Genomic DNA, 16,607 nt, shown 5'->3' on the forward strand with positions numbered 1-16,607 from the left:
AGCTGTTATATGGTCGCTACTACAAGAAAATATTTGAGTTATTCAATATAATTCAGATAACGATAAAGAGTAGCCCTTCCAATGCCCAGTATTTTAGCTATTTCTATTGCTGACTTTTCCTTTCGCTCAAACAGAGCTTTTGCTGCATGAACTTTTGAAATGGCCTCTTTACTTAATCCTTTTGGCCGTCCACCCTGGCGCCCTCTGGCTTTAGCTGCAGCAAGACCTGCTTTGGTACGCTCACGAATGATTTCTCGCTCGAATTCAGCTAGAGAAGCAAATATATTAAATACTAATCGGCCTTGAGGAGTAGTAGTATCAATGGAATCATTTAGGCTGATAAAGCCAATCCCTTTTTGCTGAAAGTTTGTAACCCGCTCTATTAGTTCTTTTAGTGAACGTCCTAACCTATCAAGCTTCCAGACCACTACTGTATCCCCATTACGTAGTGAATCCATCATTTTCTGTAACTGCAACCGGTCAGTGCTGGCAGCTGATACTTTTTCCTTATATATCTGCTCACAACCAGCAGCTTTTAGTGCGTCTAGTTGTAATTCTAAATTCTGATCCTGGGTACTTACTCTGGCATAACCAATTTTCATATTTGTCTCATTAATTCAGTCTCATAAATATAATCATTATTTGATATATGAGATAAATTTTTGAGACATATTTCAGGAAGGAGACAATGAAAATTAACCAAAAGTATTTTGTCTCATAATATGTTCATTTTTTGAGATCAAGCTATTTAAATGTGCCGTCTTACATTTGAATTGACTCGTCCTAAGATGTGTTGACCCTTAAACTGGTTTAAGGGTATTTCTTAAACTAGCTTATAGGTCGTTGCGCTCAATCATTGGCAATTTTGTATTGTAATTTAAATACAAAGACAATGAAAAAATCATTATTAACCCTTGCAATAATTGCATCCATGCTTACCTTCCAACAGGAAGCTAAAAGTCAATCCAACAACCCAAAAAGTAAAAAAGTACAGACAACAGTAACTTCAGAAAAAGCAGCTATTGAAAAGCTTATCTATACCTATCAGGATGCGCTTAATGCCTCTGATGTAAACAAGGTTATCAGCCTTTACACGACTGATGGAGTACTAATGGCAAATGCTGCACCTACAGCCGAAAGAGCTGAAGGGGTAAAAGGCACCTATCAATATGTATTTGACAATTTTACCTACTCTCTAAAATTTACCATTCTTGAAATAGAAGTAAAGGGCAATACTGCATTTGCTCGATCAACTTCACAAGGTTCTTTTGTTATTAAAAAGACTGAACAAAAGGTTCCGGATGAAAATCGCGAATTGTTTGTATTTGAAAAAGTAAACGGCCAGTGGAAAATTGCCCGGTATATGTATAATAAGACAAAATAAGGAAGGTTCAACCAGCATACTAATTTAAAGTAAACAAAATGAAAAAAATGTTTTTATTATTGACAGTCGCTATAGCGCTTGTCTCTTGCAATAATGATGATGCCAGTGATGGAATCCAGGTTCAAAAAGAAGGTGATGCAATAAAAAGCTTAGTTACAGAAACCTACCGCAACGCTTTGGCGGCTTCAAATCCGGATGCTGTAACATCAGCCTTTACAACCGATGGAGTTGTTATGGGCCATGGTTCACCCACTGCTGCAGGTACTACCGAGCTTAAAAATACCTATGAGAGCATATTTGGTATTGTGGGACTTGATCTTAATTTCAAGATCGATGAAATAATAGTTGGCAATCAATATGGGTTTGTAAGATCTACTTCTGCAGGCAAGGCAACAATGAAGGCTAATGGAAGCTCTGCTCCTGAAGAAAACAGGGAATTATTTGTTGTACAAAAGGTAAATGACCAATGGAAAATAGCCAGATACATCTACAATAAAATGGGTACTTTAAGCCAAGCTACTGATACAAAAACTGTTGAGAACAAGTCTATTAGTTATACTGATGAGGATAGCAAAAATATTAGCACACTTATCAATTCATCCTATGCTAATGCGATCGCTTCTGCAGATGCACAAGCTGTATCAAATATATTTACCACAGATGGTGTTTTAATGGCTCCCGATGCTCCAACTATGGTAGGCAATGCGGCAATCAAAAGTACATATGAGAGTGTTTTTGGTGCAATCGGACTTGATCTTGTATTTACAATTGATGAAATGGTTATTGACGGTGAATATGGCTATGTAAGATCGCATTCTGCAGGAACGACTCTAATTCGCGCGAATGGTCAGACTGTTCCTGCAAGCTACAGAGAGATGTTTGTAGTTAAAAAGGTGGATGGGAACTGGAAAATAGCCTGGTATAAGTATAATCAGCCCCAATAGTAACTTTAATACTTTAGAAAATGGATTTCTGTTGAAGGGCTGGTAGAAGGAACAAATTCCCTCTACCAGCCTTTTTCTCACAAGTAATAATGTCCTACCTGGAGAGCTAAAGAGGAGGCAGTTAAACCCTTATTTCTCATAGGTCGATTAAGATGATGAAGTTAAGATTTAATTAGAGGAAAATAGGTAGTCTAATCTTAGAATAGTTTTTAGAGGGAAAAAATAACTTTACAAACGCAACCATTTTAAAATTTTAACCGATGAGTCATTTTTAGTAGTAGTTTTGTACGTAACGACTAACTATTAGCAGAGTCTTACTCATTTACCAATTGATGCTTCAACCACTTATAGATCATTTTGAAAGCTATCTTCCTTTAGAAGAAAGGGAAAAAGAGTTGCTGGAAGGCAGAGTAACCGAGCGACGAATCAAACGTCGACAGTTCCTCTTGCAGCCAAGTTTCCCCTGCAAACACTACACCTTTGTAGTGGAAGGATGCTTTAAAATGTATGGAGTGGATAATAAAGGAAATCAGCACAATATCTTGTTTGCAGCCGAAAATAACTGGATTGCTGATATTGGCAGTTTTCATTCCGGGAAGCCCAGTAAGCTATTTATAGAAGCGATTGAGCCTTCCCTTATTTTGCAGATTGAAAGGCAAGATCTTTATTTTTTATATCTGAACATTCCCAAGCTTGACCGGATCTTTAAAGTAATCATTGAGAACAAATATGTTGAGCTTCAGAACCGGGTATTACAGAATTTCGGCTCTACTGCACAAGAACGCTATCAAGCTTTTCTGGAACAATACCCTACCTTAGCCATGCGTCTTCCCAATACACAAATTGCTTCTTACCTGGGCATCACCCCTGAATATTTGAGTGAAATCCGCAGTGATCGCAAGTAACACTGCCTTTACCCTTAAACTATCTTAAGCCTATTTCTTAAACTAGCTTATGGGTCACTTTGAATAATCCAGTCCAACTTTGCATCGTTATTCAATCAACTTTAATAAGTAAAAGAACAATATGCAAACGAAAGCAAAGGTGGCCATTATTGGACTAGGTACGATCGGCAGGATACTTGCCACCAATCTTACAAAAGGAAACCGTAGTGTTATTCTAGCTGACAGAAACGTAGGCAAAGCAAAAGAACTTTCCCAAAAGTTAGGAGCCCTGGCTCAGCCTATGGAAATCTCGGCGGCTATTAAAAAAGCAGATATCATTGTACTGGCAATCTGGTTTGATGCCATCAAGGAAATACTAGTTACCTATGCTTCAGAGCTTCAAGGCAAGATCATCATAGATCCTTCCAATCCCATTGCACCGGATGGCAAGGGAGGTTTTGTCAAGAAAATAGGTGAAAAAGAATCAGCCGGAGAGATCCTTTCTGCAATGCTGCCAAAAGATGCAAAGCTAGTAAAAGCCTTAGGTACACTCGGAGCAGCCTCTTTAGAAAAAGCTGCTTTCCAATCACCGGAACGGGCAGTGCTGTTTTATGCTAGCATTGATAGGAGTAGTAATCAGCAAGTGGAAGAACTGATTCGGGATACAGGTTTTGACCCTTTACAAATTGGAGGAATAGAACAATCTATCCGCATAGAAGTATTTGGCGACTTGCATGAATTTGGCGCACTAGGCAAAACTGTTACGATGGCTCAGGCCGGAATAAAAGCATATGTAAAACAACCTTTAACTAACTAATCTAATCCTTATTAATCTACGCATGAAAACTATCCAATTTTTCACTACTCTAGGTTTCATTTTAGGCACTATCCATTTTGCTCAGGCACAAACATCCATTGAAACAATGGTAAAAGAATGGGAAAGAGCCAAAGCCTATACCAAAGAATATCTGGATGCCATGCCTGAGTCAGGATATGCCTCCAAACCTACGCCTGACATGCGTTCATTTGCCGAGCAAATGCTCCATCTGACAGATGGTAATTATGGCTTTGCCTCCGCGGCAACCGGTGCAAAAAGCCCAATAGGCCAAGGAGAATCAGAAAAGACAGCCGATAAGTCCAAAGCCAATGTAACAAAGCAGGTGATGGCAGGCTATGATTTTGTGATCAACAATGTAAAGAAAATGACACCAGCTCAACTAAGCGAACAAATCAAATTATTCGGACAGTTTGATATGAGTAAAGGTACGGCCCTGACCAAGCTTTTTGAGCATCAGACACATCATAGGGGGCAAACAACGGTTTATCTGCGACTAGCAGGAGTGAAACCACCGCAGGAAAAACTATTCTAATTCTAATATAAATGAAGCTGGGCTTCATTCATTTAATAAAATAAAACACGAAACACATGACAGCTAGCGAAACACTCACAAAACAAATAGTGAATCATCACCTAACAGCCTTTGGCAATAATGATCTCACCGAGATAATGAAAGATTATACAGAAGAATCGGTTGTACTAACACCTGATGGAGCTTTGAAGGGGCTAGCTGCTATACGAAAGTTTTTTGCAGATTATTTTGTAACTATTCCAACAGGTTCAGCATTTGAAATGAAGCAACTACTTGTTGCAGGCAATGCCGCTTATATTCTATGGACAAGTGAATCTAATATTGCTAAAATCCCTTTGGGAACCGATTCGTTTTTCTTGGAAGGGGATAAAATACGGCTGCACACGGTGGCTGCTTACATTCTTGCTAACTAAGCACAAAGTGGCAATAAGCAGAAATCTTAGAAAATCTTTGATAAAACACTAAAGTAATCGTTATGAAAGCAAAGTTCATCAAAAGCATTGTAGCTTCCCTAGTACTTCTAGCCTGTGTAGGGGTAACTACCCAAGCACAGGAATATGTATCTCCGACTACTCCTGTCCAAACAGGTAGGTCACCGGGTGTAAAAGTGAAGCTGCTGAGTACCAATGGGGAAACGAAAACCTATGTGCTCATATTTGCAAAGGGAGATGAGGTAGTATCAGGCTTAACAGAATTTGCTCAAAAATATAATGTAAAGAGTGCCCACTATTCAGCTATTGGTGATGCTACCTCTGCCAAAGTGGGGTGGTATGACTACGAGCGTAAAATGTTTAAAGTAATCCCTATTAGTGAACCATCAGAGGTTTCATCGCTTACCGGTGATGTAGCCCTATATAATGGCAAACCAGTGGCTCATACACACCTAAACGTTTCTACTTCAGATGGTATCAGCCGCGGCGGCCACCTGCTTGAGTTGTTTGTTGGGCCTACCTTAGAGGTGTTTGTTATAGTGGAGCCAACGCCTTTATATAAAAAACTCAATCCTGAATTTAATGCCGGAGTGATTGATCCATCGCTGGATAAATAAACCTGCTAGCTATAAATGACTTTGAATGGTTGAGTGTTTTTAGAAAGAGGCTTCTTTCAAACAGTCTCTTTCCAATGCAAATTCTGAAACCATGCTTACAAACTGATCTAGACAGTATACTCTTTTAAATAAAAAATGAAATGATGAAAAGTATCATATTCGTAATCCTAAGTTGCTTTCTACTTGGTTCAACAGCATTGTATTCTCAAACTGTAAAGCTTGAGAATACAAGATTGGAGCCGGTACAGGTATCGATGTCCATGGAGAAAGTAATGGGCAAAGAGGCAGTAAAAGTGATCAAAGACTCTACTGTAAAAGAGGTTGACGAACCTACCTTTGTCAAGATTAAAGGAATTGACTTTTCGAATGGAACCATCGAGGTAAAGGTGCTGAGCCGACTGCTAAAGAATGCACCTGAGTTTGCCCGCGGGTTTATTGGTATTGCATTTCGCATCAATGAAGGTAATTCCAAATATGAGAGTATTTATATTCGCCCGACCAATGGGAGAGCAGAAGACCAGGTGAGGCGCAACCATTCCATTCAGTATTACTCTTATCCTGACAACAAATTTGACCGGCTTAGAAAAGAATCCCCAGAGAAGTATGAATCCTATGCGGACATGGTCTTGAATGAATGGATTACTATGAAAATAGTCGTAAACGGGCCACAAGCCAAACTCTATTTAAACGATAATAAGCAGCCCTCCTTGATCGTGAATGATCTGAAGCTTGGTGCGAATGCTACAGGAGCTATTGGCTTATGGGTGGATGTAGGAACAGAAGGCTATTTCACTGATCTGAAAATAGCTAAAGATTAATCTTGTTTTGCTAGAATGAATTAAGTGTGAACCCACCCCTGCAGCATACGTAGTATCCTTGGACGCTTATCCCAATAACTCTATGTATCATCACTTACAGCAGCATATCAGCAAGTATGTTACCCTTACATCTGACGAGTGGACTGTTTGCCAGGGTGCTTTTCTTTCCAAGCCTGTTCGTAAAAAACACTACTTATTACAGCAGCAGGAAGTGTGCAAATACTTAGCTTTCGTAGAAGAGGGATTACTCCGTTCCTTCACAGTGGATTCTAGAGGAACAGAACATATTATTCAGTTTGCCTTACCAGGGTGGTGGATATCAGATATGTTTAGTTTTCTCACCGGGGAGCCTAGTATCTATACAATTGAAGCATTAGAAGACTCCCAGGTATTATTGTTAGATGGGCATTCCCAAGAGCAGTTGTTTGAACAAGTACCCAAAATGGAGCGCTATTTCCGCCAGCTGCTGCAAAAGAACTACATTGCTACTCACCGTAGACTAGAAGGTAGCTTAAGCCAAACGGCTGAGGAAAAATACGCAGCACTCATTGCCACTTACCCCCAAATCATTCAAAGTGTTCCCCAACATATGATCGCTTCTTACCTGGGTATTACCCCTGCCTTCTTAAGCCGGCTGCTGAACCGGAAAGCTCATCAAAAATAACTTGGCTAACACTTTCAACCGAACATAATTGACCTAGTATAACTTTCCTTGTTGTACTAGGTCATCGTTTTTTCCTATCAGGCGATGGTATCTTTGTAACATAAATAAAAAGAACATTTTAAACGCGTTACAACTATGTCAACAACCATTGCTGTGATTGGAGCCACCGGAAATATGGGCTCTGCCATTTCAAAAAGTCTTTCAAAAGGAAACTATCATTTACTGCTTAATGCCAAAGACGAGACTAAACTTGGGGCGGTACTAGGGGATATTAAGAAAGGTAATCCTGCTGCCAATGTGAAAACATTCGATTATTCGGCCAATGCAAGTTGGGAAGCCGATGTGATCATTCTGGCCCTTCCGTATGGGGCTGAAAAGGAAGTAGCCCAAAGAATTAAAGGTATAGCTAGCAATAAAATCGTAATCAGCATCTCAAATCCGTTGAATGAAACCTACTCTGGACTAGTGACCTCTCCTGACACGAGTGCTGCAGAAGAATTGCAAAAGCTGTTGCCAGATTCAAAAGTAGTAAAAGCGTTTAATACGACGTTTGCTGCTGATTTTTCATCCCCTGTCATTGCCGGTAAACAAGTAGATGCTTTCATTGCAGGAAACGATGGGCAAGCGCTACAAACTGTTTCGGAGCTAGTCAGTACATCAGGCTTTAATCCAATTATAGCCGGTGAGTTACCAGTTAGCAGAACACTGGAAAACATGGCCGCTTTGTTAATAGGATTAACTATCAAATACAATTATAACTGGGTAGCAGGCTGGAAAGTCTTACATAATTAACAGTTGTAAGTGAGAGAAATATTTTCCCTTGCTACAATTTTAGTTATGGAAAGGATAAAATAGGATTTATGAGCAATAAACACCCTGTAAATTATGGAGCGCAAACAATTTATACAATCAATTTTAGTGGGAGTAATAGGTATGACAAGTTTATCATCATTTATTCGCTTTACAAGCGAATTGAAAGAACAAGAAGAGTTGATGCCTGTATTATTTGTTGGTCATGGCTCACCTATGAATGGCATTGAAGACACCCAGTTCAGCCGTAGGTGGACCCAAATGGCAAAGGAAATTCCTACGCCAACGGCTGTACTGGTGGTATCGGCTCACTGGTTCACTAAAGGTACGAAGATAACGGCTATGGACTTTCCCCAAACAATTCATGATTTTGGAGGATTTCCCAAAGAGCTTTTTGCTGTACAATACCCGGCACCTGGACATCCTGCACTGGCCAAAGAAACTGCTCAGTTGCTTCATTCCGCCCATGTAGAATTAGATCACGACTGGGGACTGGATCATGGTACTTGGACCATAGTCAGACACATGTATCCGGAAGCGAAGATTCCAGTGCTGCAATTGAGTATTGATTTCACCAAAGGCCCACAGTATCATTATGAGCTAGCCAAAGAGTTGTATGCTTTACGAAAGAAAGGAGTGTTAATTATGGGAAGTGGTAATATGGTGCATAATCTTCGCATGGTAGCCTGGGACAGACTCAATGACTCAAACTATGGGTATGATTGGGCAGTGAATATCAATAACAAGTTTAAGGAGTTGATCACAGCAGGAGACCATAAGCCATTAATCGAGTACAGTAGTTTGGGCAAGGAAGCATTACTTGCTATCCCTACTCCAGAACATTACCTACCCCTGATGTATACACTTGGCTTAAAAAATGCGAAGGACAAAGTATCTTTCTTTAATGATAAAGCAGTGGGAGGATCACTTACCATGACATCTATAAAAATCGGATAACAAGCACTTAGATGAAGTATTTGTTAATACCTTTTATTTCTATCTATTTATTTACAGCAATAAGCTTTTCTATGAAAACAACCATGATAAAAAATACGGCTTCTACGACAAGGGATGAAACCGAATTATCTTACCTAGTCCGGGAGCCAACAGCAAAAGCCGGAAAAGGGAAAGCCATTATTCTGCTTCATGGGGTAGGTAGCAATGAAGAGGACTTATTTAGGCTCGCCCAGCAGTTACCAGGTGATTTTTGGATACTTTCGCCGAGAGGTCCCTTTTCAGCAGGTCCAGGTAGATACGCCTGGTACGGAGTTGATTTTTCTACCGGTAAACCCGTTATTAATGCTGGGCAAGAAGCTTATAGCCGAGATCTCATTCGAATGTTTATTAGGCAAATAAAGCAAAAGTACTCTCTAGAAGAAGTCTACCTGGGTGGATTCAGTCAGGGAGCAATCATGAGTTATAGTATAGGCCTGACAACTCCCAAAGAAGTGAATGGCATTATCGCGCTCAGTGGTAGGGTACTTGATGAAATCAAACCCTTTGTAAAGAAGCGTGAGGAGTTTGGGCGATTGAAAGTATTTGTGGCACATGGCCTATTGGACAATACCTTACCTATTCATTACGCTAGAGGGGCACAAGCATACCTTCTTGACTTAAAATTACCTGTAAGCTATCATGAGTATCAACTTGGCCATCAAATCAATGAGGTGGTATTAGAAGATATGATTGATTGGCTTAAATAATTTGTGTTAAAATAAATATAGCGTTTTCATAATGAACTCTGCCGCTTTTGTAAGCGTCTCCTGGGCGGCCTCCTTGTGAGGGGTGTGTCCTACCTGGGGCACGATGAATTGGAAGGCTACCCCACTTACCTGGCTAGTAATGCCTTCTACCTGGTGGAGTGTGCCATACTCATCTTTTTCTCCCTGGATGACTAACACCGGGCATTGAATCTCCGGTAAGAAATGTTCGATATTCCAGCTTTTGAACTCATCACTTAACCAGGTTTTTGCCCATGCCCAGACTAGGGCATCTGTTTTATCTCCGTGATATTTTTCTAATCTCTCCTTTAAGTTCGTCGTTTGGTAGGTTTTTACTGCTTCCCGTATACCTTGTAGGGTGATATCTTCTACAAATATGTGTGCGCCTTCGGTAATAACGCCTAGTATAGGAGAGGGGTATTTTGCAGCAGTAATTAAGGCGATAGACCCCCCATCACTATGGCCAAATAAGATGGCTTGCTTAACTGCGTATTGTTTGATTAACAGGTATACTATATCTGCTTCTAGTTCCAGATAATTATTCATTCTATTATTACTGATGAAAGGACCCGATTTGCCGTAGCCCTGCCTGTCGTACACAAGCACGTTACAGCAAGTAGCTTCACCTAATTTGCTAGGAAAGTCTCGCCATAACTTGATGCTACCTAAAGAATCATGCAAGAAAATAATAGTTGGCCTACCTTCCCATGGGTTCGAGCGAGCAACCATTAATTGATTATCTCCTATGTAAACATACTCCTCTTGCATAGTGTATAATGAAATTAGTTGGGCTAATGGAGAAAATTGGAAATCTTACTAACTAACTTAGAACCACAATTTTCCCGCCTGCCGTATTACTTTCCATCAATTGATGCGCTTGAGCAATATCGTCTAGGCTAAAGACTTGACTTATAGAAAGTTTTATTTGGCCTGACTCCACCGTTTGGATGAATGCTTGAAAATCCCCGATAGAACTTCTGATTTGTCCACTATCATAGATTGTCAGATGAACGGTTGCCGGTATAAACTCCATGGGGGCAAAATCGGGAATGGACCATTGCTCGGATAACATGCCAGTCATACAAGCTACTCCCCCAGGTTTAACACAGGCTAAAGAATCTTGCAGGGTTAGTGTACCCACGAGTTCGAGCACCTTATCTACGCCTTCTGGAAAAATCCCTTTCACCCCTGGTGCCAGATGGCCATTATCAATGAGTACATACGAGGCTCCATTGGATAGAAGCAAAGATTCTTTCTGAAGGTTTCGAGTGGTAGCAATTATAGTAACTCCTGCGTTTTTAGCCATCTGCGTAGCAAGCATGCCAATAGATGAGCTGCCGCCCCGTATTAATAAGGTTTCATCCTTCTGAATGCGAAGCGACAAATAGAGTGAACCATGTACGGTCTGAAACATTTCCGGAATGGCTCCGAGCTGCTCCCAAGAAAGCTTGCTGTGAAAGGGATAGAGAATGTATTTGGGGAGAACGGTATACTCGGCATAACTCCCGTCATACTCTCTGCCCATACCTCCCATGCATGCAGCGATCTGCTGACCTTTCTTATATTCACCTGAAGGGTCAGCTTCCACTTCCCCTACACATTCAATGCCTAATACCCTTGGAAATCGCACATTAGGCGATAATCCCTTACGGGTCATGAGTTCTGAGCGGTTTAGGCCAAAGGCTTTCACTTTCACTAATACCTGCCCTTCCCCTGGAGTAGGTACCGGCCTTTCTTCCAGTTTGAAATTTTCTGCCCCGCCAGGGTTATATAACACAGCAGCTTTCATAAGAAATAGGTTAATTTATAAGCCCTTTAACGGGAAAATACTTGTGATCTATACACTCTTTTGCCAAAGCACAGCGGCAAAAGAGTGCTCTCGGTCAAAAAACATATGGACTGGCTTAAAGCATGCTTTCTGCCCTATTTGGGTAATAGAGTAGTTTACTTTAATAGTGCACACATGCATGTTTACCCATCTGAGCAATAGGATTGCTGTCCCTTTATATAAGTTGATACAGAAGATGCCTGGTTAGATTACTTGGTAAATAATCCGGCTCCTAGATTAGAGCCCAGTGTGCCTGGCTTTAGGTGAAGATAGTTTCGCTTCGTCTGGTCTTCCTCTATTTCTACCTTACCTTCTTTTTTGATAATTACATCGGTTCCAAATTTTAATTTTTTCGGGTCAGCTTTCACTCCAAAATTATGTGGTCCCCCTCCTTTATTAACTAGTTCATTGTAGCCTATAAGCAATGAATTTGATAGCTTGAATGAGGCTTGTTCATCTTTATTTAATACCCAAAAAATATTGGCACTAGCTACTATATTATTGTAATACTTAAAATCTTCTGCGGCAGACCATGTCCATACGGCAGCTCCATAATTGCCTACTACCAAGTTATGATGCATTTCACAACGCTCTGCAGGACGGTCTGAAAACCAATAAACGACTGCATCTTTCACATTATAGAAAACACAGTGGTCAACAACAACCCCATGGCCGCTGGCAAGAATGGCAACGTGGTTGGGAATAGCGTGTCTGTCGCCAATAAATAGGCATTGTGTAATCCTCAGGTCATCTAGGTTGCGGCCTTCTCGTACAATCGGATAGTTCCTTCTAACAAATCCCTCGGCAGGCTTCTCATGAATGGGTGTTCCCAGCACTCGCAACCCCTGAATAGTTACATGACTGGTTTCAATCTGAATACCATAGGAAGCGCCTTTAAATGGGTCTTCATTTCCATAAGGTTTGAAATTGAGTGGCATAGTGGACACGATAACCGGCATTTTGGCAGGATTCCACTCGGCATCGTCTGGTAAAACCTCTGCCTGGATGGTTAGCCTATCTGTTTGTGAGAACCACCAGTTTACCGGGTGAAAGGTAACCGTTGCATTTAGGCTATAAATCCCTTCAGAAAGAAAAATAGTAATAGCTCCTTTCCCATTGGCTTGATTAATCCTACGGGCTGCTTCATGCAATGATTGGAGGGGACTCTCTTTTGTACCACTATTTATATCCTTCCCAAACTCTGGATTTATATACATATTCCCATCTTTTGGTATGGAAGCAGTATTATAATTTCCTTGTCCGAAAGAGAAATTAGACGAGAATACAAATATCCCGGCCAACAGGATTAGTATACTTCGAAGAGTTTGTCTTCTATCCATCATGTATGTTGAATTGAATTATTTATGAATGATTATTCCTCATTTACTTTTGAAAGGGTATCTATACATTTGCCAAAGTGATCTTTTTAAATTGCACCCTTTCCCAGCTTTGCATGCAGTATTGGCCTACTAGTATTACTTTAGAAAAGGCACTATGCTTGTCCAAACAGCCGGAAAGTTCTCTAAGAAAACACCGTGTGTGCCATTAGGAACAATGCTAAGCTGACTACTAGGTATCATTTGTGACGTGTTCACTACACGATCAACCGGGTTGGAGGGGTCACGATCGCCTGCCATCACTAGAACGGGGCATTTGATAGTAGTAAACAGTTCTTTTCCAACAGTAAGACGATTATACATACCACCTAGCTTACTGAACATTTCCTGTAACCTTTGTGGCTCGGGCATCAATGTAAATTGCTGCTTCCAATACAAGCTGTCTAAAGCTACTGCCTGCTTGGCATCAAACTCAAACTTGCGTACACCAGGGTATAACTCGCTTGCACCAATAGCTATTAGTTTCTTTACTCTTTCCGGGTACATGCTGGCTAGCTTAAAACCAGCATATCCTCCATCACTAAAGCCTAAGACCATGACACTGTCTTTGGTTACCGCCTTTATTACCGCCAGTACATCATTGGCCTTTTGTTCATAGGTAATTGGGTTGGTTCCCAGCTGGGATTTTCCATGCCCCCGTGTGGATATAGCAATTACTTGATAAGTCTTAGAGAGGCTATCAATAAAATGAGCCATTTCATAGGTCGACCCAAAAATTCCACCATGGAGAATAACAAATGGTTTGCCTTTCCCATACAGCTCATAATAGATTCGTGCATCCCCTGCCTTTACATAGTGGCCTGCTTTGGGATTATTACCATAGGGTATCGCATGAGGCGGTGAGGGGGCCTTCTGCATAAAGCGTCGAATTGACTCAGAAGGCGGATTCTGGCTAAAAGCTGTGGAAAAAATCAATAAAAAAAAGAAGAGTAACCTCGTTTTCATTCGTGCATTGCTTAATTTCAATGCAAAATTAGACACACGGTAGCGACTGGACCTATAAGATAGTTTAAGAAATACCCTTAAGATAGTTTAAGGGTAGAGCAGTATCATACACAATTCGCCTGAGAACGAATGGGTATCTCAACAAAAAATTCTGTAGGCATCAAAGCAAGAACAGAGCCTATAAAACTTGGTAAATTATTGATCAGGTTTTCATTTACAAGATTCAGTTTATAGTCGGTCATTTCTATTATATATGCTCTTGTTACCTTTGATTGGGGAAATAAGAAAGTGGGGGAGGAGCTATCTTTCAAGGGGTACTGCTTGTATACAACTTCATACCTTTAGTTGATTTTTTTTCTAGCGAAAAGTGCTAAAAAAGCTAATTTAAAAATTAGTTGTCGGACCTATTTCAGGCCTGTGGTATTTAAGTAATTGATTGACAGCAGACAAGCGGCTTCCTTTTTAACAATAGATCGTTGGTTCGATTCCAACTGGGGGCTCAGTAAAAACCGCTAAATTTCGCAAATTTGGCGGTTTTTTGTTTTTAAAATTTTCAGTACCCAAAATGCAGAGATTTTTTTGAGATTTTTTTTAAAATTGAAAAGGGGTGTTATTTGGCTTTTCGCTATTAACTTTAAAAATGATCTAATTTTTCTACTAACTACATTCACTAAGTGCTGTAAGGGTAGATAGCTAAATCGGAATATACTACCATTATTTTCTTTACTATTCACAACAAACCATTACCAGAAAACAGGATTTCTATTCCAAATTCATTGGACAGAAGGAACCTATGAATGGATTCGAGTACTAGCGCAACAGGATTTATTGGTACATCCAACATTCCCAATTTGGGATCAAGTGGGCAGGAATTTATGATAATCAAAATGCAAATCGAGAAAAAGAACCGATTCTTACTATTTTAGGCAATGGTGTTGAAAGGGCACATGCGTGATTTATCCCTACTTGAGCACAAAAGGGGAGGTGCTAAAATACTAATTCCAATCTAATATATCCTAAAGAAAGCAGGAGTAGACAATTCTTAAATATTTTTACTTAGAAAATTTATCCTGTGATACTAATTCTAAAACTTCAGGGCAACTAATATTTAAGTTTTAAGTATTGTGAAAATTCAGGAAATTATTCTAATTTCTAAAAAAAATAAAGTAACAACACTACATTTATTAAATTAGAAAAGCAGGTTATGGAAAGAAAACTAGCCATATTAGTAGCAGACTTGGCCGGCTATACTGCTTTAACCGAAGCACATGGAAGCTTTTCCGCTGCCCAGATAGTGGATAAGTATCTCCAAATAGTAAATAATTCATTGACAGGATCGAGCAGGCTTGTGGAACGTGTTGGAGATGAGGTAGTTATTATAGCAGAAATAGCCCGTGACTTGGTGGAAACAGCGCTTAGACTGCGTCAGCTTGCAAATGAAGAGAATAACTTTCTAGCCATCCATGCTGGAATACATATAGGTGATCTGTTAGAACGGAATGGCTCTTTTTTTGGAACAGCCATCAATCTAGCATCCAGAATAGCTTCCATCTCTAAAGGAGGCCAAATTCTTTGTTCTGCCTCCATCATTAAAGAAGTTGCAGAGGCATCGAATATCGAATTTACATGTTTGGGAGAGGTATCATTTAAGAACTTGAGAACTAAGATAGAGCTTTTTGAAATTAAGGCTGAACCCCACTTACTACCTCCACATATTGATCCGGTCTGTCGAATGCTTGTGTTGCCCAACCAAGCTATCCATTGCCAGCATGAAGGGAAGATGTATTATTTCTGTTCTGGCGAGTGCCAAACTCTTTTTGTCTCTTCACCTAAAGACTTTGCTTCAGCGCATGAAGATGAAACTATTGGTAGTTGAATTTAGGTTAGAAGTTGCCTTAGTTCCTTAGTTATAGAAAGGGAGCACCACTAAAAATATTTTCAATCGAGTTAGTAAATTTCTGTCACAGTTTTTTCAACTCAGGTCGAATAGGTAAACTTTAAAACTATCAGACCATGACAATACAATCTTTCAAAGGAAAAATCGCCATTATCCTTGGTGGCACAAGTGGTATCGGTAAAGCTGCAGCCAGAATACTACTCGAAAATGGGGCTACTGTGCATATTATTGGTAAACATCAAACCAAAGTTGATACAGTTGTTCTTGAATTAAATTCTTATGGAGAAGTAGAAGGATATCAGGTAGATATTGCTGATTTTAATCGAGTAAAATTCTTTGCCAATACTATTAACCAAAACTTTAGCAGGATAGATTACCTGGTAAATGCATCAGGTATTTTTGCTCCAAAACCTTTTTTAGATCATACCCTTGAAGACTATAACTCCTATCTGGATTTAAACAGAGGCTTCTTTTTTATTACTCAATCCATAGTTAAAAAGATGAAACAAAACGGAGGCGGAGCTATTGTTAATGTTGGATCTATGTGGGCTAAACAAGCAGTAAAAGCTACCCCTTCTTCAGCCTATTCTATGCAAAAAGCAGGTTTACATGCCCTTACACAACACCTGGCTATGGAGTTAAGCGAATATAATATCCGGGTTAATGCTGTATCTCCAGCAGTTGTACAAACACCTGTTTATGATAAAGTATTTGGTGGGAAAGAGCAAGCTGCCAAAGCTTTACATGGATTTAATAGTTTTCAACCCATTGGCAGAAACGGACAACCAGAGGATGTAGCTAAAGTTATTGCTTTTTTACTTTCTGAGGAAGCCTCCTGGGTTACAGGAGCTAATTGGGATGTAGATGGGGGAGTAATGGCAGGAAGAAATTAGAAGC

At 40.0% G+C, this 16,607-nt stretch carries 19 protein-coding genes; 14 read left to right on the forward strand and 5 right to left on the reverse strand.

Features of this window, described 5'->3' with window-relative positions; all coding sequences use genetic code 11:
* Window positions 1–38 precede the first annotated feature (38 nt).
* A complete protein-coding gene (locus Q0590_RS23120; protein WP_302039989.1) occupies window positions 39–602 on the reverse strand; it encodes a recombinase family protein in 564 nt (187 codons plus the stop codon).
* Window positions 603–892: 290 nt separating this feature from the next.
* Here Q0590_RS23120 and Q0590_RS23125 point away from each other — a divergent pair, with 290 nt between their 5' ends.
* The 12 genes from Q0590_RS23125 to Q0590_RS23180 all read left to right on the forward strand — a co-directional run bounded on the left by Q0590_RS23125 (window position 893) and on the right by Q0590_RS23180 (window position 9,625).
* The gene (locus Q0590_RS23125; protein WP_302039990.1) at window positions 893–1,384 is read left to right on the forward strand and encodes a YybH family protein; all 492 of its coding nucleotides are present in this window, start codon (window positions 893–895) and stop codon (window positions 1,382–1,384) included.
* Window positions 1,385–1,422: 38 nt separating this feature from the next.
* On the forward strand, window positions 1,423–2,328 hold the full coding sequence (locus Q0590_RS23130) for a YybH family protein (RefSeq protein WP_302039991.1): 906 nt from the start codon (window positions 1,423–1,425) through the stop codon (window positions 2,326–2,328).
* Between the two features lie 332 nt (window positions 2,329–2,660).
* Window positions 2,661–3,233, forward strand: a complete 573-nt coding sequence (locus Q0590_RS23135; protein WP_302039992.1) for a Crp/Fnr family transcriptional regulator — start codon at window positions 2,661–2,663, stop codon at window positions 3,231–3,233.
* Window positions 3,234–3,354: 121 nt separating this feature from the next.
* Window positions 3,355–4,029, forward strand: coding sequence for an NADPH-dependent F420 reductase (locus Q0590_RS23140; RefSeq protein WP_302039993.1), 675 nt, complete (start codon window positions 3,355–3,357; stop codon window positions 4,027–4,029).
* Window positions 4,030–4,051: 22 nt separating this feature from the next.
* Complete coding sequence (locus Q0590_RS23145) at window positions 4,052–4,582, forward strand: DinB family protein (RefSeq protein WP_302039994.1); 531 nt, start codon at window positions 4,052–4,054, stop codon at window positions 4,580–4,582.
* Between the two features lie 56 nt (window positions 4,583–4,638).
* On the forward strand, window positions 4,639–4,995 hold the full coding sequence (locus tag Q0590_RS23150; RefSeq protein ID WP_302039995.1) for a nuclear transport factor 2 family protein: 357 nt from the start codon (window positions 4,639–4,641) through the stop codon (window positions 4,993–4,995).
* Window positions 4,996–5,057: 62 nt separating this feature from the next.
* Entirely contained in the window at window positions 5,058–5,630 is a 573-nt protein-coding gene (locus tag Q0590_RS23155; RefSeq protein ID WP_302039996.1) for a PPC domain-containing DNA-binding protein, read from the forward strand.
* 233 nt (window positions 5,631–5,863) lie between these two features.
* A complete protein-coding gene (locus tag Q0590_RS23160) occupies window positions 5,864–6,448 on the forward strand; it encodes a 3-keto-alpha-glucoside-1,2-lyase-like domain-containing protein (protein WP_302039997.1) in 585 nt (194 codons plus the stop codon).
* 82 nt (window positions 6,449–6,530) lie between these two features.
* Window positions 6,531–7,112 (forward strand): Crp/Fnr family transcriptional regulator, encoded by a 582-nt coding sequence (locus Q0590_RS23165; protein ID WP_302039998.1) that lies wholly within the window; start codon window positions 6,531–6,533, stop codon window positions 7,110–7,112.
* Window positions 7,113–7,247: 135 nt separating this feature from the next.
* Window positions 7,248–7,904 carry an NADPH-dependent F420 reductase gene (locus Q0590_RS23170; RefSeq protein WP_302039999.1) on the forward strand — a complete coding sequence of 219 codons (657 nt, stop codon included), beginning with the start codon at window positions 7,248–7,250 and terminating at the stop codon, window positions 7,902–7,904.
* A 141-nt stretch (window positions 7,905–8,045) separates the two neighbouring features.
* Window positions 8,046–8,879 carry a 4,5-DOPA-extradiol-dioxygenase gene (gene ygiD / locus Q0590_RS23175; protein ID WP_302040102.1) on the forward strand — a complete coding sequence of 278 codons (834 nt, stop codon included), beginning with the start codon at window positions 8,046–8,048 and terminating at the stop codon, window positions 8,877–8,879.
* A gap of 71 nt (window positions 8,880–8,950) precedes the next feature.
* Complete coding sequence (locus Q0590_RS23180; RefSeq protein WP_302040000.1) at window positions 8,951–9,625, forward strand: alpha/beta hydrolase; 675 nt, start codon at window positions 8,951–8,953, stop codon at window positions 9,623–9,625.
* Between the two features lie 6 nt (window positions 9,626–9,631).
* Here Q0590_RS23180 and Q0590_RS23185 read toward each other — a convergent pair whose 3' ends face one another.
* From Q0590_RS23185 to Q0590_RS23200, 4 genes are all read right to left on the reverse strand, one after another.
* A complete protein-coding gene (locus tag Q0590_RS23185) occupies window positions 9,632–10,411 on the reverse strand; it encodes an alpha/beta fold hydrolase (RefSeq protein ID WP_302040001.1) in 780 nt (259 codons plus the stop codon).
* Window positions 10,412–10,463: 52 nt separating this feature from the next.
* Window positions 10,464–11,432 carry a zinc-binding alcohol dehydrogenase family protein gene (locus tag Q0590_RS23190; RefSeq protein ID WP_302040002.1) on the reverse strand — a complete coding sequence of 323 codons (969 nt, stop codon included), beginning with the start codon at window positions 11,430–11,432 and terminating at the stop codon, window positions 10,464–10,466.
* Window positions 11,433–11,680: 248 nt separating this feature from the next.
* On the reverse strand, window positions 11,681–12,814 hold the full coding sequence (locus Q0590_RS23195) for a right-handed parallel beta-helix repeat-containing protein (RefSeq protein ID WP_302040003.1): 1,134 nt from the start codon (window positions 12,812–12,814) through the stop codon (window positions 11,681–11,683).
* A gap of 132 nt (window positions 12,815–12,946) precedes the next feature.
* Window positions 12,947–13,726: an alpha/beta fold hydrolase gene (locus Q0590_RS23200; protein ID WP_302040004.1), complete on the reverse strand. Its 780-nt coding sequence runs from the start codon at window positions 13,724–13,726 to the stop codon at window positions 12,947–12,949.
* A gap of 1,291 nt (window positions 13,727–15,017) precedes the next feature.
* On the opposite strand from Q0590_RS23200, the gene Q0590_RS23205 reads away from it, so the two are divergent.
* Together Q0590_RS23205 and Q0590_RS23210 are read left to right on the forward strand one after the other, a co-directional pair.
* A complete protein-coding gene (locus Q0590_RS23205; RefSeq protein WP_302040005.1) occupies window positions 15,018–15,689 on the forward strand; it encodes a YHS domain-containing protein in 672 nt (223 codons plus the stop codon).
* A gap of 137 nt (window positions 15,690–15,826) precedes the next feature.
* Window positions 15,827–16,603, forward strand: coding sequence for an SDR family NAD(P)-dependent oxidoreductase (locus tag Q0590_RS23210; RefSeq protein WP_302040006.1), 777 nt, complete (start codon window positions 15,827–15,829; stop codon window positions 16,601–16,603).
* The last annotated feature ends 4 nt before the right edge of the window (window positions 16,604–16,607 follow it).

The sequence above is a fragment of the Rhodocytophaga aerolata genome, from assembly GCF_030503435.1.
Taxonomy (GTDB): domain Bacteria; phylum Bacteroidota; class Bacteroidia; order Cytophagales; family 172606-1; genus Rhodocytophaga; species Rhodocytophaga aerolata.